The 16,859-nt window shown below is 57.3% G+C and carries 21 protein-coding genes; 14 read left to right on the forward strand and 7 right to left on the reverse strand.

Annotation, left to right across the window (positions count from 1 at the left end; genetic code table 11):
• The first annotated feature begins 33 nt into the window (after nt 1–33).
• The 5 genes from ACR0BI_RS14915 to ACR0BI_RS14935 are packed head-to-tail and all read left to right on the forward strand — an operon-like array spanning nt 34 to nt 4,560.
• Entirely contained in the window at nt 34–1,965 is a 1,932-nt protein-coding gene (locus ACR0BI_RS14915; protein WP_480562698.1) for an AAA family ATPase, read from the forward strand.
• A complete protein-coding gene (locus tag ACR0BI_RS14920) occupies nt 1,965–2,303 on the forward strand; it encodes a hypothetical protein (RefSeq protein ID WP_480562699.1) in 339 nt (112 codons plus the stop codon). Before ACR0BI_RS14915 ends, ACR0BI_RS14920 begins: the two co-directional genes overlap by 1 nt.
• Nucleotides 2,300–3,637 (forward strand): DUF6638 family protein, encoded by a 1,338-nt coding sequence (locus ACR0BI_RS14925; RefSeq protein WP_480562700.1) that lies wholly within the window; start codon nt 2,300–2,302, stop codon nt 3,635–3,637. The genes ACR0BI_RS14920 and ACR0BI_RS14925 overlap by 4 nt, the downstream gene beginning before the upstream one ends.
• Nucleotide 3,638: 1 nt before the next feature.
• Nucleotides 3,639–3,905, forward strand: coding sequence for a hypothetical protein (locus ACR0BI_RS14930; protein ID WP_170395242.1), 267 nt, complete (start codon nt 3,639–3,641; stop codon nt 3,903–3,905).
• Between the two features lie 10 nt (nt 3,906–3,915).
• Nucleotides 3,916–4,560 carry a DUF1523 family protein gene (locus ACR0BI_RS14935; protein ID WP_170408694.1) on the forward strand — a complete coding sequence of 215 codons (645 nt, stop codon included), beginning with the start codon at nt 3,916–3,918 and terminating at the stop codon, nt 4,558–4,560.
• Nucleotides 4,561–4,598: 38 nt separating this feature from the next.
• Here ACR0BI_RS14935 and ACR0BI_RS14940 read toward each other — a convergent pair whose 3' ends face one another.
• The 6 genes from ACR0BI_RS14940 to ACR0BI_RS14965 form a co-directional block, all read right to left on the reverse strand.
• Entirely contained in the window at nt 4,599–5,693 is a 1,095-nt protein-coding gene (locus tag ACR0BI_RS14940) for a flagellar basal body P-ring protein FlgI (RefSeq protein ID WP_170408693.1), read from the reverse strand.
• A complete protein-coding gene (locus tag ACR0BI_RS14945; RefSeq protein ID WP_170567486.1) occupies nt 5,690–6,697 on the reverse strand; it encodes a flagellin in 1,008 nt (335 codons plus the stop codon). The genes ACR0BI_RS14940 and ACR0BI_RS14945 overlap by 4 nt, the downstream gene beginning before the upstream one ends.
• 2 nt (nt 6,698–6,699) lie before the next feature.
• The gene (gene flgK, locus ACR0BI_RS14950) at nt 6,700–8,151 is read right to left on the reverse strand and encodes a flagellar hook-associated protein FlgK (RefSeq protein WP_170395253.1); all 1,452 of its coding nucleotides are present in this window, start codon (nt 8,149–8,151) and stop codon (nt 6,700–6,702) included.
• A 33-nt stretch (nt 8,152–8,184) separates the two neighbouring features.
• Nucleotides 8,185–9,480, reverse strand: a complete 1,296-nt coding sequence (locus tag ACR0BI_RS14955) for a flagellar hook protein FlgE (RefSeq protein WP_480454508.1) — start codon at nt 9,478–9,480, stop codon at nt 8,185–8,187.
• Between the two features lie 98 nt (nt 9,481–9,578).
• A complete protein-coding gene (locus ACR0BI_RS14960) occupies nt 9,579–10,418 on the reverse strand; it encodes a flagellar motor protein MotB (RefSeq protein ID WP_170636512.1) in 840 nt (279 codons plus the stop codon).
• A gap of 83 nt (nt 10,419–10,501) precedes the next feature.
• Nucleotides 10,502–11,845 carry a FliI/YscN family ATPase gene (locus ACR0BI_RS14965; RefSeq protein ID WP_480562701.1) on the reverse strand — a complete coding sequence of 448 codons (1,344 nt, stop codon included), beginning with the start codon at nt 11,843–11,845 and terminating at the stop codon, nt 10,502–10,504.
• Between the two features lie 89 nt (nt 11,846–11,934).
• Between ACR0BI_RS14965 and ACR0BI_RS14970 the strand changes: the two genes are divergently transcribed.
• The 9 genes from ACR0BI_RS14970 to ACR0BI_RS15010 are packed head-to-tail and all read left to right on the forward strand — an operon-like array spanning nt 11,935 to nt 16,465.
• Complete coding sequence (locus tag ACR0BI_RS14970; RefSeq protein WP_223117446.1) at nt 11,935–12,321, forward strand: FlgB family protein; 387 nt, start codon at nt 11,935–11,937, stop codon at nt 12,319–12,321.
• A gap of 11 nt (nt 12,322–12,332) precedes the next feature.
• Nucleotides 12,333–12,719: a flagellar basal body rod protein FlgC gene (gene flgC / locus ACR0BI_RS14975; protein WP_480562702.1), complete on the forward strand. Its 387-nt coding sequence runs from the start codon at nt 12,333–12,335 to the stop codon at nt 12,717–12,719.
• A 12-nt stretch (nt 12,720–12,731) separates the two neighbouring features.
• Complete coding sequence (gene fliE, locus ACR0BI_RS14980; protein WP_170408685.1) at nt 12,732–13,022, forward strand: flagellar hook-basal body complex protein FliE; 291 nt, start codon at nt 12,732–12,734, stop codon at nt 13,020–13,022.
• A gap of 3 nt (nt 13,023–13,025) precedes the next feature.
• Entirely contained in the window at nt 13,026–13,298 is a 273-nt protein-coding gene (locus ACR0BI_RS14985; protein ID WP_170395271.1) for a flagellar biosynthetic protein FliQ, read from the forward strand.
• On the forward strand, nt 13,298–14,008 hold the full coding sequence (locus ACR0BI_RS14990; protein ID WP_223117447.1) for a flagellar hook-basal body complex protein: 711 nt from the start codon (nt 13,298–13,300) through the stop codon (nt 14,006–14,008). Before ACR0BI_RS14985 ends, ACR0BI_RS14990 begins: the two co-directional genes overlap by 1 nt.
• A 21-nt stretch (nt 14,009–14,029) precedes the next feature.
• On the forward strand, nt 14,030–14,815 hold the full coding sequence (gene flgG / locus ACR0BI_RS14995) for a flagellar basal-body rod protein FlgG (RefSeq protein ID WP_170408683.1): 786 nt from the start codon (nt 14,030–14,032) through the stop codon (nt 14,813–14,815).
• A complete protein-coding gene (gene flgA, locus ACR0BI_RS15000) occupies nt 14,815–15,228 on the forward strand; it encodes a flagellar basal body P-ring formation chaperone FlgA (protein ID WP_480562703.1) in 414 nt (137 codons plus the stop codon). The genes flgG and flgA overlap by 1 nt, the downstream gene beginning before the upstream one ends.
• Nucleotides 15,228–15,959 (forward strand): flagellar basal body L-ring protein FlgH, encoded by a 732-nt coding sequence (gene flgH, locus ACR0BI_RS15005; RefSeq protein ID WP_170395282.1) that lies wholly within the window; start codon nt 15,228–15,230, stop codon nt 15,957–15,959. Before flgA ends, flgH begins: the two co-directional genes overlap by 1 nt.
• 11 nt (nt 15,960–15,970) lie before the next feature.
• The gene (locus ACR0BI_RS15010) at nt 15,971–16,465 is read left to right on the forward strand and encodes a flagellar basal body-associated FliL family protein (RefSeq protein ID WP_170408681.1); all 495 of its coding nucleotides are present in this window, start codon (nt 15,971–15,973) and stop codon (nt 16,463–16,465) included.
• 11 nt (nt 16,466–16,476) lie between these two features.
• Here ACR0BI_RS15010 and ACR0BI_RS15015 read toward each other — a convergent pair whose 3' ends face one another.
• Nucleotides 16,477–16,836 carry a hypothetical protein gene (locus ACR0BI_RS15015; RefSeq protein WP_480562704.1) on the reverse strand — a complete coding sequence of 120 codons (360 nt, stop codon included), beginning with the start codon at nt 16,834–16,836 and terminating at the stop codon, nt 16,477–16,479.
• Nucleotides 16,837–16,859: the final 23 nt, after the last annotated feature.

Raw genomic sequence — 16,859 nt, forward strand, 5'->3', positions numbered from 1 at the left:
GCCGGGCTTCAGCCCGGCATTGCGAGGAAAAACATGAGTTTGACGTCAGATCAGATGGAACTGCGCGAAGACGACATTCGTAAGCACTATCCGGCAGCGACCGCTTTGCTGAGCGGTTTCGAGCACGCTCCGCGTATTGCCAAAGCGGTTGAAACGACTGTCGAACGGTCTCCTGGTGTCTCTACCGGGCGGCGGTTTCGGTCGACGACGCCGGGTCTGATGACACGCCGTACTGCCCGCAGGGACGGGGTGCATCTGGTCGAACGAATCGAGGCATCGGACGATGGCGATGCGCTGGTCTCACCACCACAGGCGACCACGCAACAGGCCATACGACGTGCCATCGCCATCGCCCTGGCCGTGGCCGAGGCTTATGCGGAACAGACCCCGCTTGCCGATCTTAAACGCGCCAATCTGGCCGGAGATCTGCCTGCCGCGCGCAAGACCGAATTCTCTGAACTGCTGACGGCCGAAGCTCTGATCACCTCGCACACCTTCGGCAATGCGCTGGCGTACTTGATGTCCTCGCATCTGGGAGAGACCACTGTCGATATCGGTGAGATCGAAGAGGTCCTGACCGACAACGGCCAACTCGCCTTGCACGGCGCGCTGTGGGAGTTGGACCAGACCCTTGCCAAACACGCCCCCGATGATGCCCACCTGATCGCAGCCACCAGCGCCTATGCCGAGCAATTGATGGAAAAGGTCGCTCTACGCGCCCAGTCCGCAGGCCATCTGGCATCGTTCCAGAGTGCCGCTTGGCATATCGAGGCAGATGATCTGACCATCCGGGGCTTCGAACCGGCATCAAAGGCCAAATCCACCACCCTGACCATGACGTTCAAGAAACCGAACGAGGTGGTCGGCAACCATATCGCCAAATATCAGGCGATGAAGCTGGCCAAGATGGTGATGGCCTACGACTTCGACCGACGCCTGAACCCGTTTGCCGAGCTTGGCGGGTTCATCTTCACCTTCATGGGCGACGGCAAACCGGGCACCGGCAAGACCACTCTGATCCAGATGATGGCCGGGCTGATCAACGATTATTGCCAGAATGCGGGCTATCCGTTCCGCTATCAGAATCTGAGCACCGACAATATCGACAGCTATCAGGGCAAATCCGGCCAGAACGCCAAGGCGTTTATTAATACGATAATCGACCCCTCGGTCATCGGTTTCGGCACCATCGACGATATCGACCAACTGGCGGGCAAACGGGGCGACCGGCAGTCTTCGGCCGGGCAACTGGAAATCACCGCTGTGTTGATGGAAAGCTTTGCGGGCGCCAACACCGTTGTGCGGGGCAACTGCACCTTTGGCATGTTCTCGAACTACCCCGAGAATGTGGACGACGCCCTGCGCCAGCGGGCGGGCGCGCGGTTCCTGGTGGATGGGCCGCAAACGCGCGAGGATTACATTGACATCCTACACCTGCTGATGGGCCGTAACCACGACATCCCGCTGGGTGAACACGAAGCCTATGCCGCGCAGGAGATCAAAAAGGCCGTCGCCGCCAGTTTTGAAAGCCACTCCCGTCCACATGAGGATGCCCTGCTGCAGGTCTATGACCGGGTGTCTGGCGAGATCGGCCAGATGGACACGATTTCCAAGCTGGGCACCTACCTCAAGGCGATCCAGCAGGCGGATGAGCGGTTCACCGGCCGTGCGATCAAGAACATCACCGACGCGGTCAAGGTCCGCGCGATGGATTTCGAACTGCCCGACGAGTGGATGGAAAACCCCGACCTGTTCCTGTTCCGCGACTACGACACCAAGAAGGCGATGATCGACGACCTGCGCCAGCCGATCACGGTGGAAATGGTAATCCAGGAGATCAACCGCTACGCCGACAGCGAATTCCGCTATGCCGACAAGAGTGACGAGGTCGCCATCGAAAACGCAGTGCGTGAGATGGGTCGGATGGAAGAGGCCAAGCGGCGGTATCTGGAGGGGAAGGGGTGATGGAAGCTGCGCAGCTCATTGCTATCCTGTTGATAGGAGTGTCCTTCGCTTGCTGGACAACGAGCTTCGCCGTTCGCAGTAATTTACCCGTGCCAGAAGGCAAGCTGTTTGCGCTTAGGTTCCTTGTTTGGTTCTCGCTCAGTGTTTGTGTAGGTCCATTTGTCGGTCTTATCCCCTTGTTTCTCGGACTCGGATGGTTTTGGAATTATTATGACCCGAAACAAGTTATGGGCTCTGAAGTTTGGCACTACGCTATTCTGGTCTTACTCGCATTGCCCTACTTGTTTGCAATTGGTCTGGGTATAAGGCTTCAGTTCCGAAACGGTGATCCAGCATGATCCGCCTCATCGAAAAAGGCCTGATGTTCGGCAACCTCGTCCACATCTCCAGCCCGGCTCTGGTCGAGCGGTATAACCGCGCACTGCAACATCTGGCGGGCAAGACCACGGCGCTGACGGATTTCCATGTGGATATCTCGGGTTTTTCTCCGGAAGTGGGGATTGAGCTGGAGGACGAGCTTTACCTCAATCCCAACGGGGTCAACCGGCAGTTCATCTTGCTGACGACCGAACAGAAACGCGCGCCTCTGCTGAACGTCAAATTCTCGACCTCGCGCGATATCCTGCGGGAATTCATCGAGATGAACGAAGCGCAGCTATTCACCCTGACCGCCACCGATGCGGTGGCCGGAGAGCTTGTGAACTCGGTCATCAAACTCACCACCCCGCGCGACCTGTTGAATCTGAGCAAGATCGAGATTGAGGCTGATACCGCAGGCGGCACCTTGCGCAAGGCCCAGCAGCTAGCGGGCATGGTCGAACGCTTCAAAACCGAAGAGGACGCCTGGTTCGACGACGTGCTGATCGCCAAGATGATCGAAACGGCCAAAGAAACCGGCGACGTCACCCGCAACCCGGTCCGCCTGCGCCACACAGCGTTCGAGCAGCGCAATTTCTGGACCGCGCATTTCGGCGGGCTCTACCTGTTCCCGTATATGGATCACCCGGCGGCGATTTGCATGGGCGAAAAGCCCGACGATATGCCGATCAAATACATTTTTGACCCGTCGCAGCGGAACCAGATTGCCAAGTTTCTCGACTACAACGATCTGGTTGAACCCATCGTAAAGGCGCGCGGCGTGGATGCTGCCGCGATCCTGCAACAGAAAATGGACTTTCTGACCATTGCTGCGGCTGCTGACGCAGATGTTGATCTGAGCGGGTTGGATCGCAGCGATATGCGACGACTGGCCCGCAACCACGCGGATCGCCTGCCCGAGGCGTACCACGGCCTCGCACAATTGCTGCGCTGGGCGACCGATGGCGGGCGCTGGCCACGCATCACCTCGGATCATCCCGCTTATTTCTACACATTGCGCGCAGCCGATACGCCGAACCGCGATCTGGTGAATATGCTGTTGACCGAATTGGCTCCGCTGGATCCGCGGCAGATGTTCATCTGCCACAAGGAATTGTTTTATAGTACTTACAGGACCTGGCCCGAGACCAAGAAAGCCTATGTTGCCGACTTCCTTGCCCGCGAGTATCAGGTGGACAAGGCTGGTGCGCGGGCGGCTCTATTTGGTCATGAACCGGATATGTCAGGCAATGACCGGGTCAGCGAAACAGTGATCGCACGGGTCGGCCCTTGGGGCGCGGTCAGGAGAGATTAAGATGTTCGGAGCGATGCGCCTGTTTCTGATCCTGCTGGTGATCCAGACGATTGCCTATTTCGCGCTGTCCTTTTATTCGCGAGGAGTTAGGCGGCGAAAGTTGGAGACGTGGTGGGACGAAAAGGGCAAAACCGGTAACAAAGAAGCGTTTGTTGCGCGTGGTTTGCACGTCTACGACAACTCATTCCGGCGCAAACTGATTTTGGGTGTCTATATTGTACCTTGGGTGGCGATTGGCGCGCTGATCTACATCGTGAATTACATGTGAGGGTTAAGGCATGGCCTATGTGAAATGGGCGTTCATTATCATCTTCTGGGGCACGATCGCCGTGATCTTGCAGTATTCCCTACCGCAGCACGATGTGGTGCGGATCGTCAACACCTACGAGGAACGTCAGGACCTGACGGACTGGACGCGAATCTTCTGGTCCGAGCCTGAAGATCAATCCACCAGCCTGTCAAACCGCGATGTACAGTTCATTCAGGCCGTACGCGCCAACGGGAAGCCGATTGTCTATCGCAACGAAGACACCGGTTGGGGCTGGCCGCCTTATTTCAAGTTCGACACTGCGAACCTTTACACCGAGGCCAACGATGCCAAGTCGACCAAAGATAACCCCGATTGGGTGGTCGTAACGCACTACGGCTGGCGGAATGAATTCATGTCGATTTTTCCCAACGCAATTTTCATCCGGCATGTCGAGGGGCCGGATGTCCGCATCATCCCGTGGTTCAATATTGTCTTCCTGACTTTGTTTGCTGCGCTGGTTTGGGCCATCTGGGTTCGATGGCGGCGGTTTCGGCAAAAGAAGATCGATCCTGTTTTGGAGAACATGGAAGATGGTCTTTACGCCGCTGGTGATGCAATAGATGAAAAGCGCAAGGGCTTTCGCCGCTGGCTGGACAGTTGGAAATCCAAGTAAAACCGTACACCAAAAGGCGCACGCTGTGGTCTGACTGCTCATCTCACGATGAACTCAGCATGAAGCGCCCCGGCAGCCTTGATGGTTTTCAGGATGTCGATCATATCGCGTGGCGACACGCCCAAGGCGTTCAACCCGGCGACCACTTCGGACAAGGTGGTTGCCTCGGGGATTTCAGCAAGCCCCGTTCCTTCTTCCTCTTCGATCCCAGCGTAGGTGCGCGGAACAACGACTGTTTCGCCTCGCGCAAACGGATTTGGCTGAACAGCAATCGGGGCTTCCTCGACTGTGAGGGTCAAGTTGCCCTGCGATACCGCCACGCGTGAAATCCTGACGTCCCGACCCATGACAATTGTGCCCGATCTTTGATCCACCACGACGCGGGCTTTGCTTTCGGGTTCGACCAGAATGTTTTCAATACGTCCAATGGCATGCGCGGTTGATACGGCCCGCGTCGCCTCAATGCTCAACTCCACAGTGCCGGAATCGCGCATGAGTGCGACCGCTCGGTTGAATTCCTTATTGATGGCGGCCTCTATGCGGCTTGCAGTCGTGAAATCCGGTTCTCTCAACGCCAGTCTGAATTGAGTCAAATCAGCAAGCTGAAAATCGATCTCGCGCTCCACACGCGCGCCCGAGGGTATGACGCCCGATGTCGGCACCCCGCTTACAACCGACGCTGCTTCGCCTTCAACCGCAGCGCCTCCGGCTAGCACTGTCCCTTGCGCCACGGCATAAATCTGACCATCTGCTGCATTCAGGGGTGTCATGATCAATGTCCCCCCAAGAAGTCCTTTGGAATCTCCAATGGCAGAGACGGTGACGTCAATCTGACCGCCGACGCGCGCGAAGGGCGGTAGGGTGGCGGTGACCAATACGGCGGCGACGTTCTTGGGGCGAAAATCTTCGCCATTCACGTTTACGCCCAGCCGTTCGAGAATGTTGGACATAATCTCTTCGGTGAACGGAGAATTGCGCAAGCCGTCGCCGGTGCCATTCAGGCCAACCACAAGGCCGTAGCCAACCAGATCATTGCCGCGGACACCGTCGAAATCCACCAGATCTTTCAGGCGTATGGCCCCCGCATTGGCAATGCACGGTAAGACTATCAAAAGGAATACGAGTATCTTCATCTTAAGAAATTCACCAGTGACAGGTTGGCGTTGCGAACGGTCACGGAATACAGACTCTCCAGTTGGAACTGCACGGTTTGCAACTGTGCCGCAGTCTCATAGGGATCTGCAGCGATCAACGCATTGCGCGCATGCTCAGCGCTGGTCTTTGCGGCGGCGTTGCGCGTTGCGGCTTGCTCCACACGCGCCTCAGCCGCGCCGACCTGGGCGCGCAAATTGACCGTCGCATCCTGTGTATTGGCCAGCTCAACACCAAGCTGCGTGAACAATGCGGTTCGTAGATCAGGTGTCCATCCAAGCGCATCATCTGTGGCCAGAGCCGCAACCGCAACATCGCGCAAAGCGTCCTTGAGCGGGGGGTCTGTCGCAGTGATCGGAAGCGTGATCCGCTCGTTCTCGGAAATCTGCATCGGAGCCAAGGTGTCTGTGCCACCTTGATATATCACCGCATCAAATCCGGCGGGGTCGTTGAACCAATCCTCAGCGGCCTGTTGGATATCTGTTAGGGAGGTCAGCCCTATCAATTCGGCCTGCAGCGCTGTCAATAGTGTTTCAGCGGAGGGCAGAGGTGAGACGTCAGTCGATGTTCCAGAATACAGGCTGCGCCCTCCCGCCCGCGTATTCAGGGCTGAGATCATTGTGTCGAGCTCATTTCGTGCCTGAACCGATGCTTGTTCATGTGTTACGGTCTGGTTCGCCGTGCCAAATGATAGCAGCGACGCTGACATCTCGGCGACCGAGCCGCTTAGCGTTGTCAGGCTCAATTGCATTGCGTCCGTGAATAGCCGCGCCTCGGCGGTGGCGATGGAAAGCGCGTCCAACCGTTCCAGGCTGCGATCTAGATCCAGTAGGTGCGAGTAATCACCACCCAGACGACCCGAGATATCCTGCACCTTGCCGGTGGACATCTCATACGACAGTGTTTCGATTTGTGATTTGATCTCGGCGCTGCGAGTTCTGAGGGTAAGGCCGCGGGCCAGATCCCCGATCGAATTCAGTGTCATGTTCATAACCTCAACAGGGTATCCATCAGTTCATCCACGACAGCGACGATGCGTGCGTTTGCGGCATAGGCTTGCTCGATCTGCATCAAGCGCTGCAGTTCCGCGTCACTGTCAACACCTTGCTCCGCGACGACTTTTTGCATCTCCAGCTGTGCGTTTGCTGCAAAACTGCTGCGCTGGTCAGCTGTGTGTGCGTTTGCCCCGGCTTTGGAAAGCAACGCCTCGGCGATCTCGGCCGCGCGCATCGTGCCTGTCCCAAACCCCACGCTGGGGGCCGGGCGCGAGTCGGTCAGAACGGCCCCAAAAGCTTGCAACTGGCTGGCATCACCCGGCGCACCGGGGATCAATGCCCCCAGACCCGCGCGTAATCTCCAGCTGTCACCCCCTGCATCCGGGTCGACCACAACATTTAGTGAGATGCGCGACGCAAGACCGGTTTCAGAAACCGGATCAAAGCGGCTGCCGTCATCCGTGAAGACGCCCGGATCGGTCGCGGCAGCGGTCGGGTCCAACCCGGTGGTTTCAAAGCGCTCGATCAGGTCGCGGGCGACGGCGTCCAGATCGGCTTGCGCTTCGACGGTCAGTTCGTCGCGGACCGAGAACTGGGCCATCAATGCGCCGCCTCGGATTTGGGCGAACTCTCCGCTCACGCGAACGGGTCGGCCGTTGATCTCGAGCCCGGACAACAACCCGTTGCCAACGGTCATATGCGGCATGGTATCGCCTGTGGTCGAGAACGAAAACTCGGCCGCGGTTCCTTCCAGCAGGATCAACCCGCCATCGGAATAAAGGGAAATCTGATCATTATCGCGCGCGATCGCGTTGACAGGCACCAACTCGTTGACTTGATCGACCAGAATCTGACGATGATCCAACAGCGCGCCAATATCACCGCCCGAATTGCGGACAGCGGGGATACGAGCATTCAGTTTCTCGATGTCTTTCAGAGTCTGATTCAGCGTATCGACCTGTTTGCCTATCGTGCGATCCGCATCGGATCGCATTTGCCGCACCCCTTCGGACGCTGTATTGAGCGCTGTGCTCAATGTACCGCCTGCACGGGCGGCCTGATCCAGCCGTTGGGCTGAGCCGGGCAGGCTTGCAGCTGTAATCAGGCTGCTTTCGAATTGGGCCAGTCTGGCCGAGATCGAAGTGGCATCGTCGGCTGCCCCCAACAGTTTCTCGTAACTTGAATGAAATTGCGCCACGGTTTTGGCTGCCATCAGGTCTGCATCGGTCGCACGGCGGTTTGCGATCAGTACCGGATCCTGGTGCCGAGTGATACCAACGACACGAACGCCATTACCAGAAACTGCGCTGGTCGCCAGTTCAAGCGATCTGCGAGCATATCCCGGGGTCAAGGCGTTGGCGATGTTTCCTGAAACCACCGCCGCACCACGGCTGGCTGCGCTCAGCCCGCCCAGAGCGTTGTTCAGTGCTGTCGACATATTCATCGGACGCATCCCTTTCGTTGATCAATCATCAGATCAGCGTTTGATATTGGTGGTTTCCTGCAGCATCTCATCCACAGTCTGAATGACCTTGGCGCTTGAGGAATAGGCCCGCTGGGTCTGGATCATTGAGGTCAACTCGGTGGCGACATCGGTGGTCGATTCCTCGCGTGCAAAAGACACAAGATCGCCCGTCGGCCCCTCGCCTGCGTTCCACAAGAAGAAGGTGCCGCTGTCACGCGAAGGGGCATAGGTCTGACTGTCCAGTGCCGTCAGGCCGTTTGGATTCGGCACATCGGCCAGTGGAATCTGGAACATCCGGCGACTGACCCCAGTATCATAGAAAGCATAGACATAGCCGTTCTCATCAACCTGTACGCTTGTCATCGTGCCAACGGCCGAACCATCGCGTGTGATCGAAACCGGAGCAAAGGTATCGGAAAGCTGTGTAATGCCGTCCGCATCGCCGATCTGGCCGATGTTGATCTCCATCGGTCCGCCGGCGACGTTGACGACAACGCTGCCGTTTGCCGGGTCATAGGCACCGCCGGTCACGGCGGTGACGCTGGCTAGTGTACCACCGGCTGTGCGGCTATCGGTGAAGGTCAGCGTATATTCTCCGATGACAGCGCCGCCCAAGGCTGAATCGCGCAATGTCATGGTCCATTCATTGCTGCTGCCGGTCGCAGGAACGGTGGGGATCAATTCGATATCGACGCTTTCAGACTTGCCCAAATTGTCAAAATACTCGACCGACAAGGGCTGCGTGTCACCCGGAGCACCGGCGTCGGTCGCTGTTGCAGGCAGGTTCATCCGCAGGTTCATGGATGTTGTGGGGGCGCCCGAAAGCTGATTGACGCTTAGCTGAATGGGTTCCAGAGCGGCGGGCGTATCCCTCGGGACGCTGGGGATCGAGCCATCTGGATTGGCACGCCAGCCAAGAAGTACAAGGCCGGATTGTGTGACCAGATACCCCTCCTCATTGGTGCGGAATGAGCCTGTCGTGGTCAGCAGCATCTCATTTGAACCTGACGCGATCTGCGAACTGGGACGAACCGGTAGCATACCCCTTCCGCGCACGGCCAGATCGGTTGAGTTGTTGGTGGTTACCAACGATCCGCGCTGATCTATCAGGCGTTGGCTGGTGGTTCTGACCCCGCCTGCCGAATAGCTGCCGCCCTGACCAGACGTGACCATGGAGTGAAAGTCGGTCTCGACCCTTTTATAGCCAAATGTCGATGAGTTGGCGATGTTGTCAGAGATCGTGGCCAGCCTGTTGGCGTTGGCCTTCAACGCTGCCACACCGGCATTCAGCGAAGAGGATATGGTCATCGGTACGCCCTTTTGTTGCGTCATTCGTTGATGCAACACGTACCGCACTGGCCCTTAACAGCCGGCTAACAGCTAAAATGCTGTCTATCCTTTACCCCTTAAGGGTTGCGTAAAAAGATGATCTCAATCCGATTATTGCGTATCGCCATGGGGTTTTTATCCGAAAGCTCTCGGTCCGCGTGCCCAGTCACGCGGTCCAACCGCTGTGGCTGGATGCCTTTGTTCTGCAGCAGTTGGCGGGTGCTTTGCGCCCGCGCGGTCGACAGATCCCAGACCGGGTTATTCGCCAACACGACGGGCGCAGACCGCACATGCCCTTCAACCGCGATTGCGTTTGTCACCAGATCAGAAGACCGCGCTACCAAAAGTGCCAGCGCGCGCATCATTTGGGTTGGCGTGTCTGTCCCCGATTCGAACAACGGTTGATCCTCAGTGGCGAACAGCTCGACCACCAGCCCTTCGTCGGTGACGCGGGTCACGATGTGCTTGCGCATCTTATCGGACACAAGGCTTTCCCCAGCGCGCCCCAGCAACTGCGCCTCGAGCGACGAGAAATCTTCGAACGCACCCTTACCGCCGCCTTTCGCATCCACGCCGGTTGATCCGCGCGCCTGTTTCGCCTCGGTGGGGTTCCGATTGCTGGCACCTGATCCATCCATAACCATGGTTTTTTCCGAAAACATGTTGTCACCGCCGAAGGCACCATCACCACCGCCCGAGACCGGATTGACCGGAATCGTGGGCGAAAAATAATCCGCCAGACCCTTGCGTTGCGTCTCGGTCGTTGCATTCAGCAGCCACATCAACATGAAGAACGCCATCATGGCAGTGACAAAGTCCGCATACGCGACCTTCCACGCACCACCGTGGTGAGCATCGCCACCCGATACACGTTTCTTCTTGATGATGATTGGCGCCGCATTGGATTGCGCACCCATCTCCACCACCTTCTATTCACCCGCTTACTGGCCTAGCAGGGCAGGTGTTAAGGTGGGCTTAACACTTAAAACTGTTCTGAATTCTAAGATTGCGACACCGGGTTTACACCAGCTCGCCTTAAAATCAGAGATAATCGATCAAAGCTGTTTTCGATACCATCGGGATCGGCCTTTGCAAAAAAGCTATCTAGCTCTTCGTGGACTCGGACGGCGCGATCCAACAAAGGATCTGTTCCTTCGGCATAGAGACCGGCTTTGATCATCACCTCAGATTGCTCATAACTGCCGACCAGCTTGCGGGTTTCTGTAATCAAATGGTTCTCATCTGCGGTCGCCGCACCTGGTAGGCTGCGTGATACGGATTGGCTGAGGTCAATGGCCGGGAAGCGCCCGCGTTCGGCGATGTCTCGGCTCAGCACGACATGTCCGTCCAAGACGCCGCGCAGAATGTCCGCAATGGGCTCGTCCATGTCAGAACCCGCGACAAGAACACTGAAGACTGCGGTGATGTCACCTTGATCGGCAGTTCCGGGACCCGCCCGTTCGCACAGGTTTGCAATCAGCGGCGTGACCGATGGCGGGTAGCCACGTATCGATGGGGCCTCACCCATTGCGGCGGCAATCTCGCGGTGCGCTTCGGCAAAGCGGGTAACTGAATCGGCCAGAAACAGAACGTTTAACCCTTGATCCCGCAGGTATTCCGCCACCGACATGGCCGACCATGCGCACCGTCTGCGTATCAGGGCCGATTGATCCGAGGTTGCGGCCACGACGACGGATCGTTTCAGACCTTCGGCACCCAGGGCGTTCTCGACAAACTCATTCACTTCGCGCCCGCGTTCGCCCACTAATGTAACGACCACCGCATCCGCCTGGACTGAGCGGGCAAGCGTCGCCAGAAGTGTCGATTTGCCAACGCCTGAACCAGCGAACAGGCCGATTCGCTGACCCTGGACAATGGGCAGCATCGTGTTGAGGATGGCCAACCCGGTTTCCATACGACCACCCAGCGGCTTGCGCGATACCGCGGTTGGCGGGGCCTGTATAAGGTCACGTTCAAGCGTGCCAGGCAGTAGGGGCTTGCCGTCCAGAGGTTTGCCAAACGGATCGATCACCCGCCCAAGCCAATGCATTCCGGGCGCAAAGGCAGGCATCTGGTCGAGAGAGACCTGATCCCCCAGGCTTACGCCATCGGGTGCGGAGGCTGGCAGCATATGGATCGCGCCTGATTCGACATGCAGGACCTCGCCCGGCAGGTCCGGGCCTTTTTGTCGGCGCAGCGTCAGATGATCCCCGATCCGGGCTTGGGCGGTCAGACCATCGATTTCAACCACGCCGCGCGCAACACCGGTCACACGCCCGATATGGTGTACCGCCGACATCCTATCGAATTCGCATTTCAGACGCATCGGATCGAGATCGGCCATCACAGGTCCTCCAAATAGATTTGTTGAAAACGGTTTCTAAAGGAATCGGGGTTAAGCCTTGATTGAAATTGATCGAGGGAGAAGCCCCGATGTTCAATGACCTGAACGTCTTTAAGACTGCGTACGCAATGGCAACCCATGCCGGACAACGGCAAGCGGTTGTTGCGCGCAACATGGCCAACGCGGATACGCCGGGATACAAGCCCCGCGATATTGAAGCCTTCCAGACAGCGTTTGAAAACACGAGCCGAGAGGTCGCGATGACCGCGACTCGGACGGGTCATCTGAATGGTGATGTGCGCGCTCAGCTTTGGGCTGAATTCACGGTCGCGGCTTCGAGCGATCCGAATGGCAATGGTGTTTCATTGGAAGAAGAGATGCTGAAAGCTGTCGAGGTCAAGCGACAACATGACCGGGCATTAGCGATCTACAAGTCTTCAATCGGTGTGCTGCGCACGAGTCTGGGCCGGGCATAGGGGGTTTCACGATGAGCGATTTTTCCTACTCGTTGGACGCGTCGGCTAGCGCACTGCGTGCGCAAGCAGCGCGGTTGCGTCATGTGTCCGAGAACATCTCGAACGCCGATACGCCCGGATACCGGCGTAAGACAGTCCCGTTTGAGACAGTCGAACGGGACGGAAAAGAGATGGTCCAGGCGGGGCGCGTCAAACTCGATCGTCGCGACCTGAGCCGAATTTATGATCCTGGCCACCCTATGGCTGATGAGACTGGCCATTACAGAGGATCAAACGTCGATCTGATGATCGAAATCGCAGACGCCCGAGAGGCGCTGCGCAGCTATGAAGCCAACCTCAAGATGTTCGACCAGACCCGGCAGATGTCATCGAGTCTGATGGATCTACTCCGTAAATAAAGGAATACCAGAATGGATGTTCGCTCACTTACCGCCGCGCAGAATTATACGGGGGCGCGCCCTGCAACGCAGGCCGCCCCCGAACATCAGGGGACAGCGCAAGGGCTGCGATCCTCGTTTCAGGATTTCGTGGCGACGCTGAAACAAAGCGAGCAAGTCACGCAATCTTCGATGGTTGGGCAGGCCGACCCGCACGCTTTGGTTCAGGCGCTGGCGCAGACAGAGCTGGCAGTGGAAACGGCTGTGATTGTTCGGAACAAAGTCGTTGAAGCCTATCAGGAAATCTTGCGGATGCCGGTCTGAACGATGCTGAGCGAAGGTCTGTTCTACGACATCGTGCGCCAGGCACTTTGGGTTGCAGTCATCACGTCGGTTCCGATCCTGGCGGTGGCGCTGATCTCGGGCCTTACAGTTGGTTTGTTTCAGGCCTTGACCTCGGTTCAGGAGATGACCCTGACCTTCGTGCCTAAGCTGATTGCAATCGTGGTCGTGTTCTGGATGTCGATGGGTTTCATGACCCAGACCCTTGTTACGTTTTTTACCGGGACATTGGTCCCGCTTATTGCCGGAGGTCGCTAATGGACACCGCTTATGTCACCTTGTCCCGTCAATCCGGTCTCATGGATGAGATGCGAATGGTGGCCAACAATATCGCCAATGCCAACACGACCGGGTATCGTCAGCAGGGGCTGGTGTTCTCCGAATTCGTCCGGGATATGCCGGGCAATCCTTCACTATCGCTCAGCCGTGCGCAGGTTCGAAACACTTCTCTGCAACAAGGTGTGCTGACCGAGACAGGCGGGTCCTTCGACTTTGCCATCGAAGGGGACGGGTTCTTTATGATCGAAACGTCCGCTGGGAACCGCCTGACGCGTTCCGGCAGTTTCTCACCCAATGCTGAGGGCGATCTGGTGACGATGGACGGGCACCGGGTTCTGGACAGCAATGGCGCGCCGGTCTTTGTCCCGCCCGACGCCGCAACGATCGATGTTGGCAGCGACGGCACGATGAGCGTCGATGGACAATTTCTGAGCCAGATCGGTGTCTACAACGTCGCTGATCCCGAAAACCTGGTGCGCGAAGGAAGCACACATTTTCGTGCAGGCGGGCAGGTGGAACCGGTGGGCGAGCCGGTCGTGCTGCATCGGTTCCTCGAAGGATCGAATGTCAATGCCATTGGTCAGGTGACCCGGATGATTGAAATTCAGCGGGCCTACGAGCTCGGGCAGAGTTTTCTTGAGGCCGAAGACGAACGGGTTCGCGGGGCGCTTAAGGCATTGATGCGCTGATTACCGGAAGGAGAATACGACATGCGAGCATTGAAGATCGCGGCTACGGGCATGACCGCACAGCAGATGCGGGTTGAGACAATTTCAAACAACCTCGCGAATATGAATACAACCGGCTACAACACCCGCCGGGCCGAGTTTGCCGATCTGCACTATCAACAGATGGCGCGCGCCGGGGCGGTCAATGCCTCGGATGGAACGGTCCTTCCGACAGGTATTCAGCTGGGGTTGGGCGTGCGCCCTGCCGCCGTCACCGTACAGCTGCAACAGGGTGGGCTCTCGGCAACGGGCAGTGATCTGGATATCGCCATCGAAGGGCGAGGTTACCTTGAAGTCACCATGCCGAATGGCCAATCCGCCTTTACCCGAGACGGAAGCCTGAAACGTTCGGCCGAAGGTCTGATCGTAACTTCTGATGGCTTTGCCGTTGCCCCTGAAATTACCATTCCAGACGATGCCAGATCGATCTCGATCAATGCGGCGGGTGAGGTCTATGCCTATTTCGATGATACGGCCGAGGGGCAGTTGCTGGGCGAGTTTACGCTGGCCAGCTTCTCGAACGCCAAGGGTCTTGAGGCCATTGGTAGCAACCTCTTCAAGGAAACCGAAGCCTCGGGTGCACCGGTGGTCGGCACCCCGGGCGAAGATGGGCTGGGAACATTGCGGCAGGGCTATCTTGAGGACAGCTCTGTCGATGCGGTGCGCGAGGTCACGGAACTGATCGAAGCGCAGCGTGGCTATGAAATGAACGCCAAAGTTATTTCCGCCGTCGACCAGATGATGGGCGCGACCACGCAGGTCCGGTGATGCGCCTGTTAACCCTCATACTATGCATGATGCCGATGCCAAGCTTGGCCGAGATCGTTGTGCCGACCCGCACGATCCGCGCCAAAGAGGTCATTGTCTCATCCGACCTCGAAATCAAAACCACTGAGGTCAATGGGGCGGTTCGTAGGCCAGAGGATCTTATCGGTCAGGAGGCACGTGTTGCGCTTTATCCAGGTCGGCCAATCCGCCCTGCCGATGTCGGTCCGCCTGCGATCGTGGACCGAAACGATCTGGTGACGCTGGTGTTCGATCACGTCGCGCTATCGATCACTGCCGAAGGCCGCGCGTTGGGCCGGGGCGCAGCAGGCGAGCGTATCCGCGTCATGAATCTGGCGTCTCGCACAACAGTAACGGGCGTAATCCGTCCCGGTGGACAAATTGAGGTTAAATAATGCCGAGCCTTTCGAAACCCCTGCTATTTGTCGTTCTGAGTGTTGCGGCGTGTGGACGATTGGACCACCTTGGCAAGCCGCCCAGCCTGACACCAAACACGGAATCGCCTGAGCATGTTGCGATGCTGTGGCCCGGACTACCTTTGCACAGCCAGCCTCAGCGAACCGTTGATCAGTCATCTTTGTGGAGTGGCGGTCAGCATTCCTTGCTTGGGGATCAACGGGCGATGAAAAAAGGGGATATTCTGACAGTCGTGATCGAGCTGGATGAAAAGGCCGAAATATCCAACGACACCAACCGGTCGCGGGCCGGGTCAGAAAGTCTTGCGGTGCCGGAACTCTTCGGCCTTCCTCAGCGCGCAGGTGAAAGACTACCTGAAGGGGCCTCACTTGATGATGCCGTTTCAATTGACTCGGCTTCGGTCAGCAAAGGCAAGGGATCGGTCAAACGCAAAGAAAAATTGACCTTGCGCGTGGCGGCAACGGTCGTCGACGTGTTGCCAAACGGTGTGCTTTCGATTTCTGGATCGCAAGAACTGCGGGTGAATTTCGAACTTCGGGAACTGCTGGTCTCGGGCTATGTCCGCCCCGAAGATATCTCGCGCCAGAATGAAATCACCTATGACAAGATCGCGTCAGCGCGGGTGTCTTATGGTGGCCGCGGGCAGATCACGGATGTGCAGCAACCACGCTATGGACAACAGATACTTGATACCTTGCTACCTTTCTGAGGGCCGCGCTTATGGGAAAACTACTACCGATCGTTTTTCTGGTTTTCGGCCTGGCTGCCGGTGCGGGCGCCCGGATCCTATTGTCCCCTTCCGGGGAAGCTGAAGATCTTGCGGAGGCTGGGCAAAAACCCAATGAAGACAAGAAAAACAAAACTAAACCCGGCAAAGACGATCAATCAGAAACACATGAGTATCTGAAACTCACCAAACAGTTCGTGGTCCCCGTGGTTTCCGAGGACGAGATATCGGCGCTCGTCACCATGTCCCTCAGCCTTGAGGTGAGGCCGGGGATTGCCGAAGCGTTTTATGAGATCGAGCCAAAATTAAGGGACCGGTTTCTGCAAGTTCTGTTTGATCACGCCAATATCGGCGGGTTTGACGGCGCATTCACGCGGTCAGACAACCTGACGGCATTGCGCAATGCGTTGCTGGAGGTTGCGAGAAAGGATCTGGGCGAAGATGTCTCGCAAGTTCTGATCATGAGTGTCAGCCGACAGGATACCTGAACGGGTTGGGGTTACGAATCCTGAGCCTTAGATTGTCGCACGCGTCGCTTGTGTTCCTGCAGGCGGCGCGACAGATCGGCAACGGCCAGTTTGCGCCCAAATGCCCCACGCAATTCTTCCATTGCCGCAAGCTTTTGTGATCGCAGGCGCGCCAACTCGGTGTTCAGGTTGCGCCGTGTCAAAGATTCCCAGCCGTGCCACAACAGGTCTGTGCCGGTGACCTGATAGCCATCCGACTGTGAACTCGTCGATTTTACTTCGGCTAATTGAGAATCCAGACGCGTCAATTGCTGAAGCAACTGGGCTTCGCGCTGCAACAAAGGGTGCAATTTTTGGTGTTCCTGTTGATAAACAGCTTCGACGACGGTCAAAAGGTTGTCTATGCGATCTTGCG

It is taken from the genome of Ruegeria sp. E5, assembly GCF_056534105.1.

What these genes read in the sequence shown, in the direction of transcription:
- flgK (WP_170395253.1), bottom strand. Translation starts at nt 8,151, where the DNA reads ATGAATATGTCGACAGCACTGAACAACGCTCTGGGCGGGCTGAGCGCA.
- ACR0BI_RS14965 (WP_480562701.1), bottom strand. Translation starts at nt 11,845, where the DNA reads ATGGCCGATCTCGATCCGATGCGTCTGAAATGCGAATTCGATAGGATG.
- ACR0BI_RS14925 (WP_480562700.1), top strand. Translation starts at nt 2,300, where the DNA reads ATGATCCGCCTCATCGAAAAAGGCCTGATGTTCGGCAACCTCGTCCAC.
- ACR0BI_RS14915 (WP_480562698.1), top strand. Translation starts at nt 34, where the DNA reads ATGAGTTTGACGTCAGATCAGATGGAACTGCGCGAAGACGACATTCGT.
- ACR0BI_RS14920 (WP_480562699.1), top strand. Translation starts at nt 1,965, where the DNA reads ATGGAAGCTGCGCAGCTCATTGCTATCCTGTTGATAGGAGTGTCCTTC.
- ACR0BI_RS14955 (WP_480454508.1), bottom strand. Translation starts at nt 9,480, where the DNA reads ATGACCATATCCTCTTCGCTGAATGCCGGTGTGGCAGCGTTGAAGGCC.
- flgC (WP_480562702.1), top strand. Translation starts at nt 12,333, where the DNA reads ATGAGCGATTTTTCCTACTCGTTGGACGCGTCGGCTAGCGCACTGCGT.
- ACR0BI_RS14990 (WP_223117447.1), top strand. Translation starts at nt 13,298, where the DNA reads ATGGACACCGCTTATGTCACCTTGTCCCGTCAATCCGGTCTCATGGAT.
- fliE (WP_170408685.1), top strand. Translation starts at nt 12,732, where the DNA reads ATGGATGTTCGCTCACTTACCGCCGCGCAGAATTATACGGGGGCGCGC.
- ACR0BI_RS14940 (WP_170408693.1), bottom strand. Translation starts at nt 5,693, where the DNA reads ATGAAGATACTCGTATTCCTTTTGATAGTCTTACCGTGCATTGCCAAT.
- flgA (WP_480562703.1), top strand. Translation starts at nt 14,815, where the DNA reads ATGCGCCTGTTAACCCTCATACTATGCATGATGCCGATGCCAAGCTTG.
- ACR0BI_RS14985 (WP_170395271.1), top strand. Translation starts at nt 13,026, where the DNA reads ATGCTGAGCGAAGGTCTGTTCTACGACATCGTGCGCCAGGCACTTTGG.
- flgH (WP_170395282.1), top strand. Translation starts at nt 15,228, where the DNA reads ATGCCGAGCCTTTCGAAACCCCTGCTATTTGTCGTTCTGAGTGTTGCG.
- ACR0BI_RS14930 (WP_170395242.1), top strand. Translation starts at nt 3,639, where the DNA reads ATGTTCGGAGCGATGCGCCTGTTTCTGATCCTGCTGGTGATCCAGACG.
- ACR0BI_RS14960 (WP_170636512.1), bottom strand. Translation starts at nt 10,418, where the DNA reads ATGGGTGCGCAATCCAATGCGGCGCCAATCATCATCAAGAAGAAACGT.
- flgG (WP_170408683.1), top strand. Translation starts at nt 14,030, where the DNA reads ATGCGAGCATTGAAGATCGCGGCTACGGGCATGACCGCACAGCAGATG.
- ACR0BI_RS15010 (WP_170408681.1), top strand. Translation starts at nt 15,971, where the DNA reads ATGGGAAAACTACTACCGATCGTTTTTCTGGTTTTCGGCCTGGCTGCC.
- ACR0BI_RS14970 (WP_223117446.1), top strand. Translation starts at nt 11,935, where the DNA reads ATGTTCAATGACCTGAACGTCTTTAAGACTGCGTACGCAATGGCAACC.
- ACR0BI_RS14945 (WP_170567486.1), bottom strand. Translation starts at nt 6,697, where the DNA reads ATGACACTGAATTCGATCGGGGATCTGGCCCGCGGCCTTACCCTCAGA.
- ACR0BI_RS14935 (WP_170408694.1), top strand. Translation starts at nt 3,916, where the DNA reads ATGGCCTATGTGAAATGGGCGTTCATTATCATCTTCTGGGGCACGATC.